This window comes from Oceanicaulis sp., assembly GCF_051859625.1.
Classification (GTDB): domain Bacteria; phylum Pseudomonadota; class Alphaproteobacteria; order Caulobacterales; family Maricaulaceae; genus Oceanicaulis.
Genome location: NZ_JBHYFH010000001.1, coordinates 690,989 through 704,014, shown reverse-complemented (window position 1 = coordinate 704,014; position 13,026 = coordinate 690,989). Strand labels below are relative to the sequence as shown.

Annotated in this window: 18 protein-coding genes and 1 riboswitch; of the genes, 15 read left to right on the top strand and 3 right to left on the bottom strand. The window is 61.3% G+C overall.

Annotated elements, in window-relative coordinates:
• Nucleotides 1-13 precede the first annotated feature (13 nt).
• A complete protein-coding gene (locus tag ACTIGF_RS03330; protein WP_439635523.1) occupies nucleotides 14-676 on the top strand; it encodes a YqaA family protein in 663 nt (220 codons plus the stop codon).
• A gap of 68 nt (nucleotides 677-744) precedes the next feature.
• Here the strand turns inward: ACTIGF_RS03330 and ACTIGF_RS03325 are convergent, their stop codons facing one another.
• Both ACTIGF_RS03325 and ACTIGF_RS03320 read right to left on the bottom strand, forming a co-directional pair.
• A complete protein-coding gene (locus ACTIGF_RS03325; protein ID WP_439635522.1) occupies nucleotides 745-2,316 on the bottom strand; it encodes a glycosyltransferase in 1,572 nt (523 codons plus the stop codon).
• A gap of 59 nt (nucleotides 2,317-2,375) precedes the next feature.
• On the bottom strand, nucleotides 2,376-2,873 hold the full coding sequence (locus ACTIGF_RS03320) for a SixA phosphatase family protein (RefSeq protein WP_439635521.1): 498 nt from the start codon (nucleotides 2,871-2,873) through the stop codon (nucleotides 2,376-2,378).
• A gap of 117 nt (nucleotides 2,874-2,990) precedes the next feature.
• Here ACTIGF_RS03320 and ACTIGF_RS03315 point away from each other — a divergent pair, with 117 nt between their 5' ends.
• The 14 genes from ACTIGF_RS03315 to ACTIGF_RS03250 all read left to right on the top strand — a co-directional run bounded on the left by ACTIGF_RS03315 (nucleotide 2,991) and on the right by ACTIGF_RS03250 (nucleotide 11,393).
• A complete protein-coding gene (locus tag ACTIGF_RS03315; RefSeq protein WP_439635520.1) occupies nucleotides 2,991-3,626 on the top strand; it encodes a peroxiredoxin in 636 nt (211 codons plus the stop codon).
• A 145-nt stretch (nucleotides 3,627-3,771) separates the two neighbouring features.
• On the top strand, nucleotides 3,772-3,921 hold the full coding sequence (locus tag ACTIGF_RS03310) for a hypothetical protein (protein WP_439635519.1): 150 nt from the start codon (nucleotides 3,772-3,774) through the stop codon (nucleotides 3,919-3,921).
• Between the two features lie 35 nt (nucleotides 3,922-3,956).
• Complete coding sequence (locus tag ACTIGF_RS03305; protein ID WP_439635518.1) at nucleotides 3,957-4,199, top strand: hypothetical protein; 243 nt, start codon at nucleotides 3,957-3,959, stop codon at nucleotides 4,197-4,199.
• 32 nt (nucleotides 4,200-4,231) lie between these two features.
• Nucleotides 4,232-4,639 carry a hypothetical protein gene (locus ACTIGF_RS03300; protein WP_439635517.1) on the top strand — a complete coding sequence of 136 codons (408 nt, stop codon included), beginning with the start codon at nucleotides 4,232-4,234 and terminating at the stop codon, nucleotides 4,637-4,639.
• Nucleotides 4,636-4,833 carry a helix-turn-helix transcriptional regulator gene (locus ACTIGF_RS03295; protein ID WP_022700250.1) on the top strand — a complete coding sequence of 66 codons (198 nt, stop codon included), beginning with the start codon at nucleotides 4,636-4,638 and terminating at the stop codon, nucleotides 4,831-4,833. Before ACTIGF_RS03300 ends, ACTIGF_RS03295 begins: the two co-directional genes overlap by 4 nt.
• Entirely contained in the window at nucleotides 4,817-5,509 is a 693-nt protein-coding gene (locus ACTIGF_RS03290; protein ID WP_439635516.1) for a hypothetical protein, read from the top strand. The genes ACTIGF_RS03295 and ACTIGF_RS03290 overlap by 17 nt, the downstream gene beginning before the upstream one ends.
• Nucleotides 5,510-5,627: 118 nt before the next feature.
• Nucleotides 5,628-7,223 (top strand): lysine--tRNA ligase, encoded by a 1,596-nt coding sequence (locus tag ACTIGF_RS03285; RefSeq protein ID WP_439635515.1) that lies wholly within the window; start codon nucleotides 5,628-5,630, stop codon nucleotides 7,221-7,223.
• Between the two features lie 212 nt (nucleotides 7,224-7,435).
• Nucleotides 7,436-7,699, top strand: a complete 264-nt coding sequence (locus ACTIGF_RS03280) for a hypothetical protein (protein ID WP_439635514.1) — start codon at nucleotides 7,436-7,438, stop codon at nucleotides 7,697-7,699.
• A 56-nt stretch (nucleotides 7,700-7,755) separates the two neighbouring features.
• On the top strand, nucleotides 7,756-8,031 hold the full coding sequence (locus ACTIGF_RS03275; protein ID WP_439635513.1) for a hypothetical protein: 276 nt from the start codon (nucleotides 7,756-7,758) through the stop codon (nucleotides 8,029-8,031).
• Nucleotides 8,032-8,322: 291 nt separating this feature from the next.
• Nucleotides 8,323-8,574, top strand: a complete 252-nt coding sequence (locus ACTIGF_RS03270; protein ID WP_439635512.1) for a hypothetical protein — start codon at nucleotides 8,323-8,325, stop codon at nucleotides 8,572-8,574.
• A gap of 50 nt (nucleotides 8,575-8,624) precedes the next feature.
• Nucleotides 8,625-8,879 carry a hypothetical protein gene (locus tag ACTIGF_RS03265; RefSeq protein ID WP_439635511.1) on the top strand — a complete coding sequence of 85 codons (255 nt, stop codon included), beginning with the start codon at nucleotides 8,625-8,627 and terminating at the stop codon, nucleotides 8,877-8,879.
• Between the two features lie 108 nt (nucleotides 8,880-8,987).
• Nucleotides 8,988-9,141: riboswitch (FMN riboswitch) on the top strand.
• Nucleotides 9,142-9,244: 103 nt separating this feature from the next.
• Nucleotides 9,245-9,889, top strand: a complete 645-nt coding sequence (ribB, locus tag ACTIGF_RS03260) for a 3,4-dihydroxy-2-butanone-4-phosphate synthase (RefSeq protein ID WP_439635510.1) — start codon at nucleotides 9,245-9,247, stop codon at nucleotides 9,887-9,889.
• Nucleotides 9,890-10,356: 467 nt separating this feature from the next.
• On the top strand, nucleotides 10,357-10,686 hold the full coding sequence (locus ACTIGF_RS03255) for a UrcA family protein (RefSeq protein ID WP_439635509.1): 330 nt from the start codon (nucleotides 10,357-10,359) through the stop codon (nucleotides 10,684-10,686).
• Nucleotides 10,687-10,862: 176 nt separating this feature from the next.
• Entirely contained in the window at nucleotides 10,863-11,393 is a 531-nt protein-coding gene (locus ACTIGF_RS03250; RefSeq protein ID WP_028284521.1) for an adenine phosphoribosyltransferase, read from the top strand.
• A 77-nt stretch (nucleotides 11,394-11,470) separates the two neighbouring features.
• Here ACTIGF_RS03250 and ACTIGF_RS03245 read toward each other — a convergent pair whose 3' ends face one another.
• Entirely contained in the window at nucleotides 11,471-12,964 is a 1,494-nt protein-coding gene (locus ACTIGF_RS03245) for a S10 family peptidase (protein ID WP_439635508.1), read from the bottom strand.
• Nucleotides 12,965-13,026: the final 62 nt, after the last annotated feature.

Below are 13,026 nucleotides of genomic sequence, written 5' to 3'. Positions count from 1 at the left end.
GTAAGTCAGTCTCATGAGCGAGACCCGCGCGCCTTTCAAACGAACGATACGCTGGCGGCGCCGGCTGAGGCTTTGGCGCGCGCGGCTCGACCGGACGGCGCGGGGGCCGTTGGCGCTTCCGGCGCTGTTTGCGGGCTCGGTGCTGGAAAGCACGCTTTTGCCCTGGCCGATCGAGTTTCCGCTGCTGGCTTACATGCTGCGCGGCCGACGACAGGTGATCGAGGCGACGCTGGTGGTCACGCTCGGCTCGGTGCTGGGCTGTGTGCTGAGCTATTGGGCGGGGCGTCTGGCGCTCGATCTCGCGGAGGCGTTCATCAGCGCGCGGCCCGATCTGGCGCTGTCGCTGGAGGGCGCGCGTGCGCGGATCGACGCCTATGGCGCCTGGGCGGTGAGCGTGTCCATGCTGACGCCGGTGCCGGTGCAGCTCAGCTCGTTCGCTGCAGGGGCAGCGCTGATCCCGGCGCCCCTGTTTGTGCTCGCGGCCTTTTCGGGGCGGCTGGTGCGCTATGGCGCCATGGGCGTTTTATTGTTCCTCTTTGGTCGCCGCGTGCTTTGGCTGTGGGCGCGCCTGCCAAGCGGGCTGCGCCTTGTGGTGCGGCTTGGGGTGCTCGCGCTGTTCGCCCTGATGATGGGGGCGGCGATTATCCTGGTCGCAGGCGGCGCTAGCGCGGCATGAAGCGCTGACCGGTTACAAAGCCGAAATGGCTGAACACATGCGCCAGCAGCATCATGAAAAACACGCCGCTAGCGATGCTGAGCAGAGTCCAGGGAATAAGACGCGGCTTGAGCGGATTTGAGGGCTTGCCGCTGCGCCAGGCGGCGAGCGCGAACAGGCCGGCGGTGGCGAGCATGAGCAAGAGAGTGATCGGCAGCGTCATCAGGCGTTTCTCTGCGGGCGCGGGAAACGCCGTGTTGGGTCTTGTCCCACAGATAGGGGTGGCGGGGCAGCTCGCGCAAGGCCTTGAGCGCGGCAGGCGCCTGCATCAGCCAATAGGCGGGCATGCTGAGCACATGCCTGAGCTGGGGGCGGAACCCCGCCCGGCGCGCGCCGGTGACCGCGCAGACCATGGCCGAGCCATAAGCGACGCCCATCATCAGCGCCCCCAGCGTCCAGAGCGCCCCCCAGCCCGGAACAAGCCCCAGAAGGGTCGCGCCGAGCGCCATCGCCAGCACGGTCGGCGCATGGATCAGCGCGCTGAGCATGTTGGCGAGCACGGTGAAGCTGAGGCTGAACACGCCGCTCCAGCCGAGGGTCTCGATCAGTCCGCGCGGATCGCGCATATGCACCAGCCAGGTGACGAAATGGCCTTTCAGCCAGCGGCTGCGCTGATTGATCCAGGCGCTGGGGTTGAGCGGCGCTTCTTCCAGCGTGCCGGGCTCGATCAGCCCGGCGCGCCAGCCCTGACGTCCCAGCCGAAAGCCGAGATCGGCGTCTTCAGTGACATTGAACGGATCCCAGGCGCCGCAGTGTTCGAGCGCGGATCGGCGGAACACATTGCTGGTCCCCCCAAGCGGCAGCGGCCAGCCCAGCCGAGACAGCAGCGGCAGCAGGGCGTGAAACTGGGTGGCGTATTCCAGTGCGAATTGCGCGGTCAGCCAGTTTTCTTCACGATTATACCAACCCAGCGGCGCCTGAACGACGCCCAGGCCCGGATCCGCCGCGAAGGCCTCGGCGGCGTGACGTAATTGTTGGGGGTGAGGGGAGTCTTCGGCGTCATAAACCGCGATCAGCTCACCCCGTGACGCTTGCAGCGCCAGGTTCAGGGCGCGCGGTTTCGTCATGGGGCCGAGCGGGGGCAGGACCACGACGCGCAAGGCCTGCCGGGCCGCCAGCGCGCGGGCTGTGGCGCGTGTGGCCTCGTCATGGGCTTCCAGCGCCAGGATGATGTCGAGCTTGCGCCGCGGATAGTCGAGCCGGGACAGGGCGGCGATCAGGCCGGGCAGCACCTCCGCCTCGTCATAGAGCGCGATGATGACGCTGATCACGGGCAGGTCATGGTTTGAGAGACGCGCGCGCGCCGCATAGCGCGCCGGGGTGAGGGCCGCCGCGAGCCGCAGTGCGCTCAATACGACCACACCGCCCGCGGCGGCCATGATGACCGCCATGAGCACCAGCCCTTTCAACAGGACGGTCAGCACCAGAATAAAGCAAAGCGGTCCGATGATAAGCGGCGGGGGCGGTCTCAAGGCGTGTCCGGCGCTCGCCAGAGGGTTGAGGTCGCGCAGGCCATAGGCCGCGGCGTGCAGATCGAGCGGTCGTCCGCTGCGAACGGCGAGCGCGCGTCCTGAAAGGGCCGGTCTGATCACAGACGGCATGCCGCGCTCCCCCGTTGAGTACCAGCCGGGGCGTAGTTAATATTCTCTTTATAAGAGAATCAAGACTCTTTCGGGTTGAAATACAATCGGCGCCGGTTTGCGGTCAGGCGCTTGTCCTGCAGCGCGACGTCAAAGGCTGCGAGGGCGCTGGTGGGCCAGCCATAGGGCAGGTCGGACGCGGCTTCGGCCTGACCGGCGAGCATATGCACCAGGGCGCCGATGCCGGGATTGTGACCGACCAGCATGATCGCCTCCGCGCCGTGTTCGAGTTGCTCGGCGACGGCGCGCTCCAGCATTTCTGGCGAGGCGTGATACAGCGCCATGGGATCGGTCACGGGCAGCTCGCCCAGTATGGCGCTGAGACGTTTCCAGGTCTCGCGGGTCCGTCTGGCCGGGCTCACCAGAGCGTGCGTGGCCTTAACACCCGCCCGGTTCAAGGCTTCGGCCGCCCGGTCAGCGTCAGCGACGCCCCGCTCGGTCAGGCCACGGTCAAAATCGTCTTCAGCCATCATACGGTCGACGGCCTTGGCGTGGCGCATGGCGATCAGGAGCGGCATAGGGGCGAATCCTCATGCAAGGGCAATTACACGGCTTACGGGTTGCGTTGCACGACAGCCCACGCCAAGTAAAGCGGTGTTTGACGCCCCTCGCAAATGCTCTGATGGAGATGAATTATGGGTCTGCTGCTTGGCGATATCGCCCCGAACTTTGAAGCGGAAACCACCGAAGGCAAGATCAAGTTCCACGACTGGATCGGTGATGACTGGGTGGTGTTCTTCTCTCACCCCGCCGATTACACCCCGGTTTGCACCACGGAGCTCGGCTACACCGCCAAGCTGAAAGACGAATTCGCCAAGCGCGGCGCCAAGGCGATCGCTCTGTCTGTGGACCCGATCGCTGACCACCATGGCTGGGTCAAGGACATTGAAGAGACCCAGGGCGTGAAGATGAATTTCCCGATCATCGCCGACACCGATCGTTCGGTGTCCGAGCTCTATACGATGATCCATCCCAACGCCGATCCGAAAGTGACCGTGCGGGCCGTCTACATCATCGACCCGAACAAGAAGATCCGCGCCACTTTCACCTATCCGCCGAGCGCGGGCCGGAACTTCAACGAAGTGCTGCGCCTGATCGACTCCCTGCAGCTCACCGACGGCTACAAGGTGGCGACCCCGGTGAACTGGGAAGACGGCCAGGACGTGATCGTGGTGCCGTCCATTTCCGATGAAGAGGCCGACACGCTCTTCCCCAAGGGCTACACCAAGATCAAGCCGTATCTGCGCACCACGCCGCAGCCGGACAAGTAAGCCTTTCAGAGCTTTAGAGATGAATGCGGCCGCTCCGGAACCCGGGGCGGCCGTTTTTTTATCATTTTTTGAGTAAAGGGTGCTTGACGTGAAGTGAGCTTTACATAATATGTGAAGCACGCTTTACATCAAGGAGTGAGCGCAAATGTCTGCTGATTGTTTGAAGGCCCTGCCCTGGATGGCGCTGTACGCCCTCGTCTTTCTGGCGCAGCCCCGGTCTGACGCGCCTGCGTCTCATGAGCCGCTCGCTCAGGACAGGTCTCACAGTGAAGCGACCCTGCAACCGGGCGCATGAACGCCCCGCCTCATGGCGCACAGAAAGGACACATCATGAAAAAGGGACAATCCATCCGCCGCATCGCCGCCTTCGCTCTGATCGGGCTGTGTGCGGCGTCCTGGGCCGCGCTGGGCCTGTCGCTGGCCTTTGACCTCCCACGCGCCTTGAAGGTCTCCGCCGTCATCGCCGCTGCGTTCTCCACCGAAGCGATGATCTGGGGCGGCGGCGCGCTACTGGGCTGGACGGCGTTCGCCAACCGCGCCCGCCTCTGGAAAAAAATCACCGGTTCAGCGTAAGAGTCCCTATCAACCCTGTCGGGAGAGACCCATTGGGACGCTGGCTTGATTATGTAATGCCTGAAACCGCCTCCGCACCGCCCAAGGCGCGGAGGCGTTACGTGGTGAACGGATCATTGGCGGGCGCTCTGGCTGTGCTCGCGACGCTGCTGGTTGATTGGGAATGGGTCCCTGAACCTGTTCTCTTGGGAATGGTCGCAGCCTTGTGTTGGCTGCTGTGGGAGTTTGCCCTTCTGGTCAAGGCTTTGGACGAGCTACAGCATCGCATCCATTTGACGGCTCTGGCGCTGTCAGGCGGCGTGCTGGCTATCCTGACCACCAGTTGGGCGATTTGGGATGTCGTCTGGCCCTTGCCCGATATCCTGCTGGCCTTTGGCTTTCCGGGCTTCATGCTGATGTATTACATCGCCCTGTTCTTCGTCTCTCGCCGCTACGCATGAAGAACCGTCTGAAGGATATGCGTGCGGATCTCGGCTGGAGCCAGGCCGCGCTGGCGGACAAGCTCGACGTCTCACGCCAGACCATCATCTCCATCGAGAACGGCAAATATGATCCCTCCTTGCCGTTGGCGTTCAAGATTGCGCGGGTGTTCGGCCAGCCGATCGAGGCGATCTTTGATGACGAACACAGCTGATCTCGCAGGGACGGCGGCGACGTGGCTCGCGGCCAAGCCGGAGCTGGAAGCCTTTTCGGCGTATTTCAGCGCGAAACAGGCTGGTCTTAAGGCGGCGGCCAAACAGGCTGGCGACACCTTCGCGGCTCAGCTGGAGCAAGCCCCGTTGACGGAGGCGATCTCATTGGTGCGCACGCTTGATGAAGCAAGGCGTCTGTTTGGCGCTATCCCTGGCTTCATGCCCTATCCGGTGGCGATGGCGGCGATCCGGGTCTGCCGGAGATGGGAAGAGGAAGACGCCGCTGCGGCCGATCCGCTAGTGTTCAGGGCCGGATTTGAGTGGAATCCAGACCTGTTCGCACAGGCGTTGGAGCGTGATCCCTGTCATCCGGCGGCCTTGCGCGGACGTATTCTTGATCTGCTGAAGCGGGTTTCCGACGCGTTTCATACTGTCGAGCGCGGCGCCCTGTCAGAACCCGAACCTGATGTGCGCGCAGCCATGCACGCTCTCGCCACTCTGTGCGGACAGCTTCAAGCGCCGGACTTCACACAGGCCGTACTGGAAGAGCTAAACCTCTTTCAAGAGGTGCTGACGGGCCTCGACGCGTGGCGCGCCGCTGGTCAACCTGGAAGCTTTAGCGCCTATATGCAGGCGCAGGGGCTGGATCTGAATGACTTGCCGGGATTCTTCGCCTGATCCGCGTGCGCGTTCTTCGCCATCGCGTGTCGCTCAGCGCTCGCACAGTTGACCAAACCCGCTGGCGGTTCTACTTGCCCTGCTTCAATCCAACTTGCAGCAGGAAAAGAGACCCGCGATGACCGATTTCGCCGCGCTCGCCCAGAACGCCAAGGCCTGGCCCTTTGAGCAGGCCCGCCTGGTGAAGAAACGGGTGGAGAAAAGCGGGATGAAGGGCGGCGCGGTCATCTTCGAGACCGGCTATGGCCCGTCCGGACTGCCGCATATCGGAACGTTTGGCGAAGTGGCGCGCACCGCCATGGTGCGCCATGCCTTTCGCGTGCTGACCGAGGACCAGTATCCCACCAAGCTCATCGCGTTTTCAGATGACATGGACGGCATGCGCAAAGTGCCGTCTAATCTGCCCAATCAGGACATGTTGACCGCGCATCTGGGCAAGCCCTTGTCTGACGTGCCCGATCCGTTCGGCACCCATGAGGGTTTTGCGCAGCATAACAATGCGCGCCTGCGCGCCTTCCTCGACAGCTTCGGGTTCGACTACGAGTTCCGCTCCGCCACCCATGAGTACCGCTCCGGCGCCTTTGACGAGGCGCTGATCCGGGCGCTCGAAAAGTTCGATGACATCATGGCGGTGATGCTGCCCACTTTGGGCGCGGAACGTCAGGCGACCTATTCGCCCTTCCTGCCGATCTCGCCGACCACGGGCCGGGTGCTCTATGTGCCGATGAAGGCCATCGACGCCAAGGCCGGGACCATCACGTTCGAGGATGAGGACGGGACTGACATCACCCTGCCGGTGACGGGGGGGAACACCAAGCTGCAATGGAAGCCCGATTTTGGCATGCGCTGGGCCGCGCTGGGCGTGGATTTCGAGATGTTCGGCAAGGATCACCAGGCCAATGCGCCGGTCTATTCAAAGATCTGCCGGGTCCTGGGCGTCGAGCCGCCGGTGCAATATGTCTACGAGCTCTTCCTGGATGACCAGGGCGAGAAGATTTCCAAGTCCAAGGGCAATGGCCTGGCGGTCGAGGATTGGCTGCGATACGCGCCCCAGGAAAGCTTGTCGATGTACATGTTCCAGAAGCCGCGTACGGCCAAGCGTCTGTATTTTGACGTGATCCCCAAGGCGGTGGACGAGTATCGCCAGCATCTGCGCGCCTATCCCGATCAGGAGCCGGCCAAGCAGCTGGAAAATCCGGTCTATCACATCCATTCCGGCGAGCCGCCCAAGGCGGGTTCTGATATCGGATACTCCTTGCTGCTCAATCTGGTCTCGGCGGCGAACGCTCATGACAAGGCGACGCTGTGGGGGTTCATCGCCAAATACGCGCCGGAGCTGACACCGGAAACCGATCCGTTCCTGGACCGGCTCGCGGGGTATGCGCTGGCCTATTACGAAGACCAGGTGAAACCGCATAAGACCTATCGCGCCCCGACCGATATGGAGCGGGCGGCCATGGAGGATCTGGTGCAGCGTCTGAAGGCGCTGGATCCGGGCGAAACCGATCCGGAAGTCATCCAGACCGAGGTTTACGCTGCGGGCAAGAGCCAGGACTTTGAAAACCTGCGCGACTGGTTCCAGGCGCTCTATGAAGTGCTGCTGGGCCAAAGCCAGGGGCCGCGCTTTGGCGGACTGGCGGCGCTCTATGGTTTGCCGGGCGCGATCACCCTGATTGAACGCGCGCTGGCGGGCGAGGATTTATCTAAATCCTAAGATTGCATATGTTTGATGGAACATGCCCCGTTGTCAGCTGACAGCGGGGTTTTCCATGTTTGAAAGCTCAACCCAAGGTCGGTAGACGAAACAACTCTGAGGGCTTCAATATTCCCCAGATAGGAGAGCATGGCGCAATTGTAGGCGTTATGCATGTCTGGCCCATCTGCGACTTGGTGGATGAGGGTTTTCACGAAAAAGGGGAGAACAGCATGATGCGTTCAATAAAGGTGTTGGCGGTGGCGCTAACAGCGCTCGCAGGAGCAGCGGCTACAGCGGCTTTGGCCTATGGTGGCGGTCCGATGTACTTTCATATTTTTTATGAAGATGCGTCGATGACTGTTCAGGTGGGTGCGCGTCGCGATGTCTGCATGAACGGAGTAATTACTGCTGGGCCTGTGAATGGGCGTGTCAGCAATTATTCTGAACAGATTCCGACGGGTCAGTATTGCCAAGGTTATGCGAGTAGCAACTAGCCGGACATTGCGACTTTCCGTTTGACTGAAAACTTTGCGATCATATGGAGGCTTCCATGCCAATCTTCAAAACAGGTCTGTCGATGTTGGTGCTGGCTTCGGCTCTGGCAATTTCACCCCTTTCGGCTGTGTCGGCCGGACAGCCAGAGCCCGTGTACTGGATCACCTATTTTTCTGATGCGACCATGACGCAACCAGTCGGATCGATCGAGCAATTCTGTGCGAGCTGGGGTGTGGGCGAGAATGCTTTGATGGGGCAGATTTCGCCTTATGAGAGCCGCTTCCTGCTCGGACACTGCCAGGATGGTCAGCTCGTCTGGCTTCCAGGCTAGGACGCCTTCCAAGCACCGATGCCAGATAGGCGACATGACAACCCCGCAGTCTCTTGGCTGCGGGGTTTATTGTGTTGCGAGCACACCAGAAAGCGTGTTGACGCGGCAATTTAAAGGCGCAATGGTATGAGCGCATGGGGTCGCCAAAGACGGCGTCTGGTCGAGAGTGAGCGCGTGTAAACGCCTTCCGCTTCGCCAGATTTGACTGCGTCATCCCAGCCCGTTCAAGGGCGTTCACAAGCGGTTGCGGCAGCCTGCACGGCTGAGCGACCTGCTCGGAGGAGACATGCAATGAAACTGAAAATCATGGGAGCCGCGATCGCGGCCGTTTGTGTCGCGACCAGCGCAGCGATGGCCATGTGGCCCGACACGGAACGGATGTACGAGTACACGTATTACAGCGACGCCAGCAAAACCACTCAGGTTGGTTTCTCGTTTGATCAGTGCATCAACGGCTATGTCGTACCGGGTCAGGCGCATGGAACGGCGACACAGTATTACACCCGTACGGTCATCGGGCAGTGCCCCGGGTATCTGTACTAGGCGACTAGCCTGCCTTCCAAATTGATCCTTCAAAACTTGGAGAGTTTTCCATGCTCAACATGAAAATGATGCTCGCCGGCGCTCTGGTCGCTGCGGCTGCAACGGTTGGATTCTCGAGCCAGGCCGGTTCGTCTGAGCCCATGTATTTCTATTACTTCTATTCTGACGCCAGCATGACGGACGTGGTTGGTTTCAGACGTGACGTTTGCACCAATGGCTATGTCACCTCAGCGCCATTGCTGGGTCAGCGGACGCCTTACGTTGAAACGGAATTGGTCGGCATGTGCCCGGGCTATCTGTTTTAATCGAGCGCCTGGGGCAAGGCCGGAGCTTGCCGCGCCTTGCCCCGATGGCTTGCCTCTGAAGTCGGACGTCTTCAAACTGGCTTGCGACGGGCTTTCCCGTCGTGAAACGCTTGTTCTCAGGGCAGGGTGAAATTCCCGACCGGCGGTAGCCATACTCTGTGTGGGAGCCCGCGAGCGCTCGTCAGCTGTTCAGTCTGGCGAGGTCAGCAGATCCGGTGAGACGCCGGAGCCGACGGTATAGTCCGGATGAAAGAGAACAGAAGGCGGCGCAAGCCGAACGGTCGCACCTGCAGGTGTGGCCGCATTTTGGTTTGGCTGTCTTTCTGACGCCCTGGTTCAGGCCTGTTCAATAGGAAGACAGGACCATGAATCAGATTGAAAAGACCTCCCACTTCACAAGAGAGACGCCGTCCGATCGCGTTCGTTCCGCCATCGAGGCGGTGCGTGCGGGGCGCGGCGTGGTGATCACCGATGACGCCGATCGTGAAAATGAAGGCGATCTCGTCTTCGCGGCTGAAACCTTGACGACTGAGCAGATGGCGCAGCTGATCCGCGACTGCAGCGGCATTGTCTGCCTGGTGCTTGATCCTTTGCGCGCCAAGCAATTGGCCTTGCCGCCCATGGTGCGTGAAAACTCGGCGCGATACGGAACCAATTTCACCGTTTCAATCGAAGCGCGGGACGGGGTGAGCACGGGCGTGTCTGCTGCGGACCGCACCCGGACCATCAAGACGGCTATCGCGCCGGACGCCAAGCCGAATGACCTGGCTCGTCCGGGGCATGTTTTTCCATTGGTGGCGCATCCCGACGGTCTGGCCGCGCGTCGCGGGCATACGGAGGCGAGCTTGGCGTTGATGGCCCTGGCGGGCCGCCAGCCGAGCGGCGTGCTGTGCGAATTGATGCATGCTGACGGAACGATGATGCGGCTTGAGGCCTTGCTCGCGTATTGTGACAGACACGGGCTTGCCTGGGTGACTGTGGAAGACTTGGCCGTCGTCTCGGCGGAGTGAGGGTATTTGTCTCATGAACGGGGGCGGCGCGCGTGCGTCGCCCTCGATTCAATAATTTGATATTATTAGTGTTTCTAGAGTTATCAAGAGGTCTGATTGAAGCGTGACATAAAACTGCAAAATTACGAATTTTGCTAAACCCCTCTAAAATCTACAAAAATTGAAGTTCAAGAAAATCCCGGAATGGGAACCGATTTCACGCTTTCAGAAAAACCGCATATAAATCATATTATTAAGGCCCGTTAGGGAAGCGTGAAGTGTAATTCTCTCGCCCACTTTTCATCCGTATCCAGATGTATTACATTTATATGACTGTTGGGTGACAGAACAATAACCGAGACGGTTGTCGAGGCTTCAGCGCGCAGGATTCACCCCCCTGGTGAGGATCTGAACCGACCTTCCGTCCATAGAGCAATCCGCAATGCCGTGAGGCGCGGCGGATTGCGTCAAAATGAGGAGTGAACCCAATGAAGCATTTCATCAAAACCGTCGCGGCGGCCTCCATCCTGGCGTCTGCCGGTCTATTCGCAGCTTCTGCGCAGCAATCTGAAGAGTTCACCTTTGCGGTGGATCGCGCTGAGCTGACCTCCCAGTCCGCTGTGCGTGTGGCGTATCAACGTTTGAATGCGGAAGCTGAACGCTATTGCGGATCGCTGCCGCTCCAATCCGACACCGAGATGGCCTATTGCCGGGCTGACGTGGTGGACCATGTGATTAGCGCGGTGTCCCATGAAGGCCTTCAGGCGCTTCATGTCGAACGGACGCGCGAAGCCCGCTACGTGGCTGACCGCGGATAATCGCCGGCAATCCTAACGTCGTTTTTGCGGCGCGAACCAAACCGGGCTCGTCAGCACACGCTGACGGGCCCGTTTGTTTTACGGTCTAGGCGCTTGACGCTGCATGCGCCCTCTTCAATGCTCGGCCTGACACGGGCAGGGTGCGCCTGCCTTTTTCCATTCAGCCGGAGCGCCCTATGGACCACATCAAGTCCGCCATTCGCACGATCCCTGATTATCCCAAGCCGGGCATCATGTTCCGTGATGTGACAACGCTTCTGGGCGACGCCGGCGCATTTCGCGCCGCAGTGGATGCGATGGTGTTTCCCCATGCGGGCAAGAAAATCGACAAGGTCGCCGGGATCGAGGCGCGAGGCTTCATCCTGGGCGGCGCGGTGGCGCACCAGCTCAGCGTCGGCTTCGTGCCGATCCGCAAGAAGGGCAAGCTGCCCCATTCCACGCTGAGCCAGAGCTATGAGCTTGAATACGGCACGGACGAGGTGGAGATCCATACAGACGCCATCAAGCCGGGTGAAACCGTGTTGATCGTGGATGATCTGATCGCCACGGGCGGTACGGCGGAAGCGGCGATCAAGCTGATCCGCTCAGCCGGCGGCGAGGTGGTCGGCTGTTCCTTCGTCATCGACCTGCCCGATATCGGCGGCGCGAAGAAGATTGAAGCGCATGGCGTGAAAGTCGCGAGCCTGGTGGCGTTCGAGGGCGAGTAGTTCGACCGACACCCTTAAAGAAAAAAAAGCCCCGGAGCATCGCTCCGGGGCTTTCTCGTTTTCAGCTGGCCTCAGGCCTATTCGATGAAGTCACGAACGTCCTGCGCCACCTGCTCGAAAGAGGGTTGGTGCAGATACATCATGTGACCGGCCGGATAATAGGTCAGCTCGATGCGGTCCTGATCGAAATAGCCGGGGCGGTTGAACGTCATCTCGGTGGCGAAGAAGGGCGTCGCCAGATCATAGATGCCATTGGTGGCCAGCACGCGTAGCTCCTGGTTCTGGCGCATGGCGCGCTCGAGCCAGACCGAGGTGTTGACGTAATTGTTGCGACCGCCGGCGGGACCCGCGTCCCAGTTCCAGTCGCGCACGCCGCCCAGCGTGGTGTAGGGGCGCGTCTCGTCCACACCCAGCACGCGGGTGTAGTAATCCATCATCGCCGCAGTATAGGCGCCGTCAATGCCATAGCCGGACGGATCGCCTTCCGGGCTGTCAGACACGCCGATCGGCTCCACGCCGGTGAAGCGCGAATCAAAGCGACCCACGGACAGGCCCTGGTCACGCAGCAATTCCGTGCGGAAGCGTGACAAGGTCACCCGCATGTCGGAGCGTTCGATGTATTGCTCTGACAGGCCGGTCAGCGCGCTCATGCGCTCGATGACGTTCGCCTTGCGGGTGGCGTCGATGTCATGACCACGCACCAGCGCCGGCAGGTATTCATCGGTAGCGAAGCTGCGAGCGTCGTCCAGGAAGGCGTCGCGGTCATTGTTCCAGGCGGAGCGGTCCACAATATTGTGGTGCCAGGCGGTGGCGGCGTAGCCCGGGATCAGGCCCACATAGCCGATTTCGTTGCCCGGATCCGTCGCGTCCAGACGGAAGTCGAGCACCACCGAGATCAGCACGACGCCATTGATGGAGACATCGTTCCAGCCCGCTTCGAGCTGACGCATCAGGGCGCCGATACGGGTGGTGCCATAGCTCTCGCCCAGCAGGTATTTCGGCGAATTCCAGCGTTGATGCTCGGTCAGCCATTTGCGGATGAACGCTGCTACGGAAGCTGCGTCTTCATCCACGCCCCAGAATTCTTCGGCCGGGTCGGTGTCGCCCAGAGCCCGGCTCCAGCCGGTGCCGACGGGGTCGATGAACACAAGGTCGGCTTCGCCCAGCAGCGTTTCAGGGTTGTCGCGCAGATCAAACGGCGCGGCGCCGTCATCGCGCGCATCGCTGGGCAGGACCACGCGCTGCGGGCCGAACAGGCCCATATGCAGCCAGAGCGAGGCCGAGCCTGGCCCGCCGTTGAAGATGAAGGCCACCGGGCGCGTGCGCGGATCAGACACGCCGTCACGCAGATAGGTGGTGGAGAAGATCGAGCCGGTGGGCTCGCCGTCTTCGTCTTCCAGATAGGTCTCGCCTGCGATGGCCGTGTAGCGGATACGTTCTCCGCCAGCCGTGATCTGACCGGTGGATTCCCAGCGCTGCGGCTCTGGAATGTCGGGCGTCTCGTCCTGAGCCATGAGCGGGCTGGCGAGCATGAGCGCCGCGCTGAGCGCGGCGACGGCGGTGCGGATCATATCCGTCTCCTTTTCCCCGTGTTTTTCCGGCTCTTCGGCGTCGCCGCCAAAGCCGATGTTAT

Coding starts and splice junctions, on each gene's coding strand:
- ACTIGF_RS03330 (WP_439635523.1), top strand. CDS start 14: ATGAGCGAGACCCGCGCGCCTTTCAAACGAACGATACGCTGGCGGCGC.
- ACTIGF_RS03325 (WP_439635522.1), bottom strand. CDS start 2,316: ATGCCGTCTGTGATCAGACCGGCCCTTTCAGGACGCGCGCTCGCCGTT.
- ACTIGF_RS03320 (WP_439635521.1), bottom strand. CDS start 2,873: ATGCCGCTCCTGATCGCCATGCGCCACGCCAAGGCCGTCGACCGTATG.
- ACTIGF_RS03315 (WP_439635520.1), top strand. CDS start 2,991: ATGGGTCTGCTGCTTGGCGATATCGCCCCGAACTTTGAAGCGGAAACC.
- ACTIGF_RS03310 (WP_439635519.1), top strand. CDS start 3,772: ATGTCTGCTGATTGTTTGAAGGCCCTGCCCTGGATGGCGCTGTACGCC.
- ACTIGF_RS03305 (WP_439635518.1), top strand. CDS start 3,957: ATGAAAAAGGGACAATCCATCCGCCGCATCGCCGCCTTCGCTCTGATC.
- ACTIGF_RS03295 (WP_022700250.1), top strand. CDS start 4,636: ATGAAGAACCGTCTGAAGGATATGCGTGCGGATCTCGGCTGGAGCCAG.
- ACTIGF_RS03290 (WP_439635516.1), top strand. CDS start 4,817: ATGACGAACACAGCTGATCTCGCAGGGACGGCGGCGACGTGGCTCGCG.
- ACTIGF_RS03285 (WP_439635515.1), top strand. CDS start 5,628: ATGACCGATTTCGCCGCGCTCGCCCAGAACGCCAAGGCCTGGCCCTTT.
- ACTIGF_RS03280 (WP_439635514.1), top strand. CDS start 7,436: ATGATGCGTTCAATAAAGGTGTTGGCGGTGGCGCTAACAGCGCTCGCA.
- ACTIGF_RS03275 (WP_439635513.1), top strand. CDS start 7,756: ATGCCAATCTTCAAAACAGGTCTGTCGATGTTGGTGCTGGCTTCGGCT.
- ACTIGF_RS03270 (WP_439635512.1), top strand. CDS start 8,323: ATGAAACTGAAAATCATGGGAGCCGCGATCGCGGCCGTTTGTGTCGCG.
- ACTIGF_RS03265 (WP_439635511.1), top strand. CDS start 8,625: ATGCTCAACATGAAAATGATGCTCGCCGGCGCTCTGGTCGCTGCGGCT.
- ribB (WP_439635510.1), top strand. CDS start 9,245: ATGAATCAGATTGAAAAGACCTCCCACTTCACAAGAGAGACGCCGTCC.
- ACTIGF_RS03255 (WP_439635509.1), top strand. CDS start 10,357: ATGAAGCATTTCATCAAAACCGTCGCGGCGGCCTCCATCCTGGCGTCT.
- ACTIGF_RS03250 (WP_028284521.1), top strand. CDS start 10,863: ATGGACCACATCAAGTCCGCCATTCGCACGATCCCTGATTATCCCAAG.
- ACTIGF_RS03245 (WP_439635508.1), bottom strand. CDS start 12,964: ATGATCCGCACCGCCGTCGCCGCGCTCAGCGCGGCGCTCATGCTCGCC.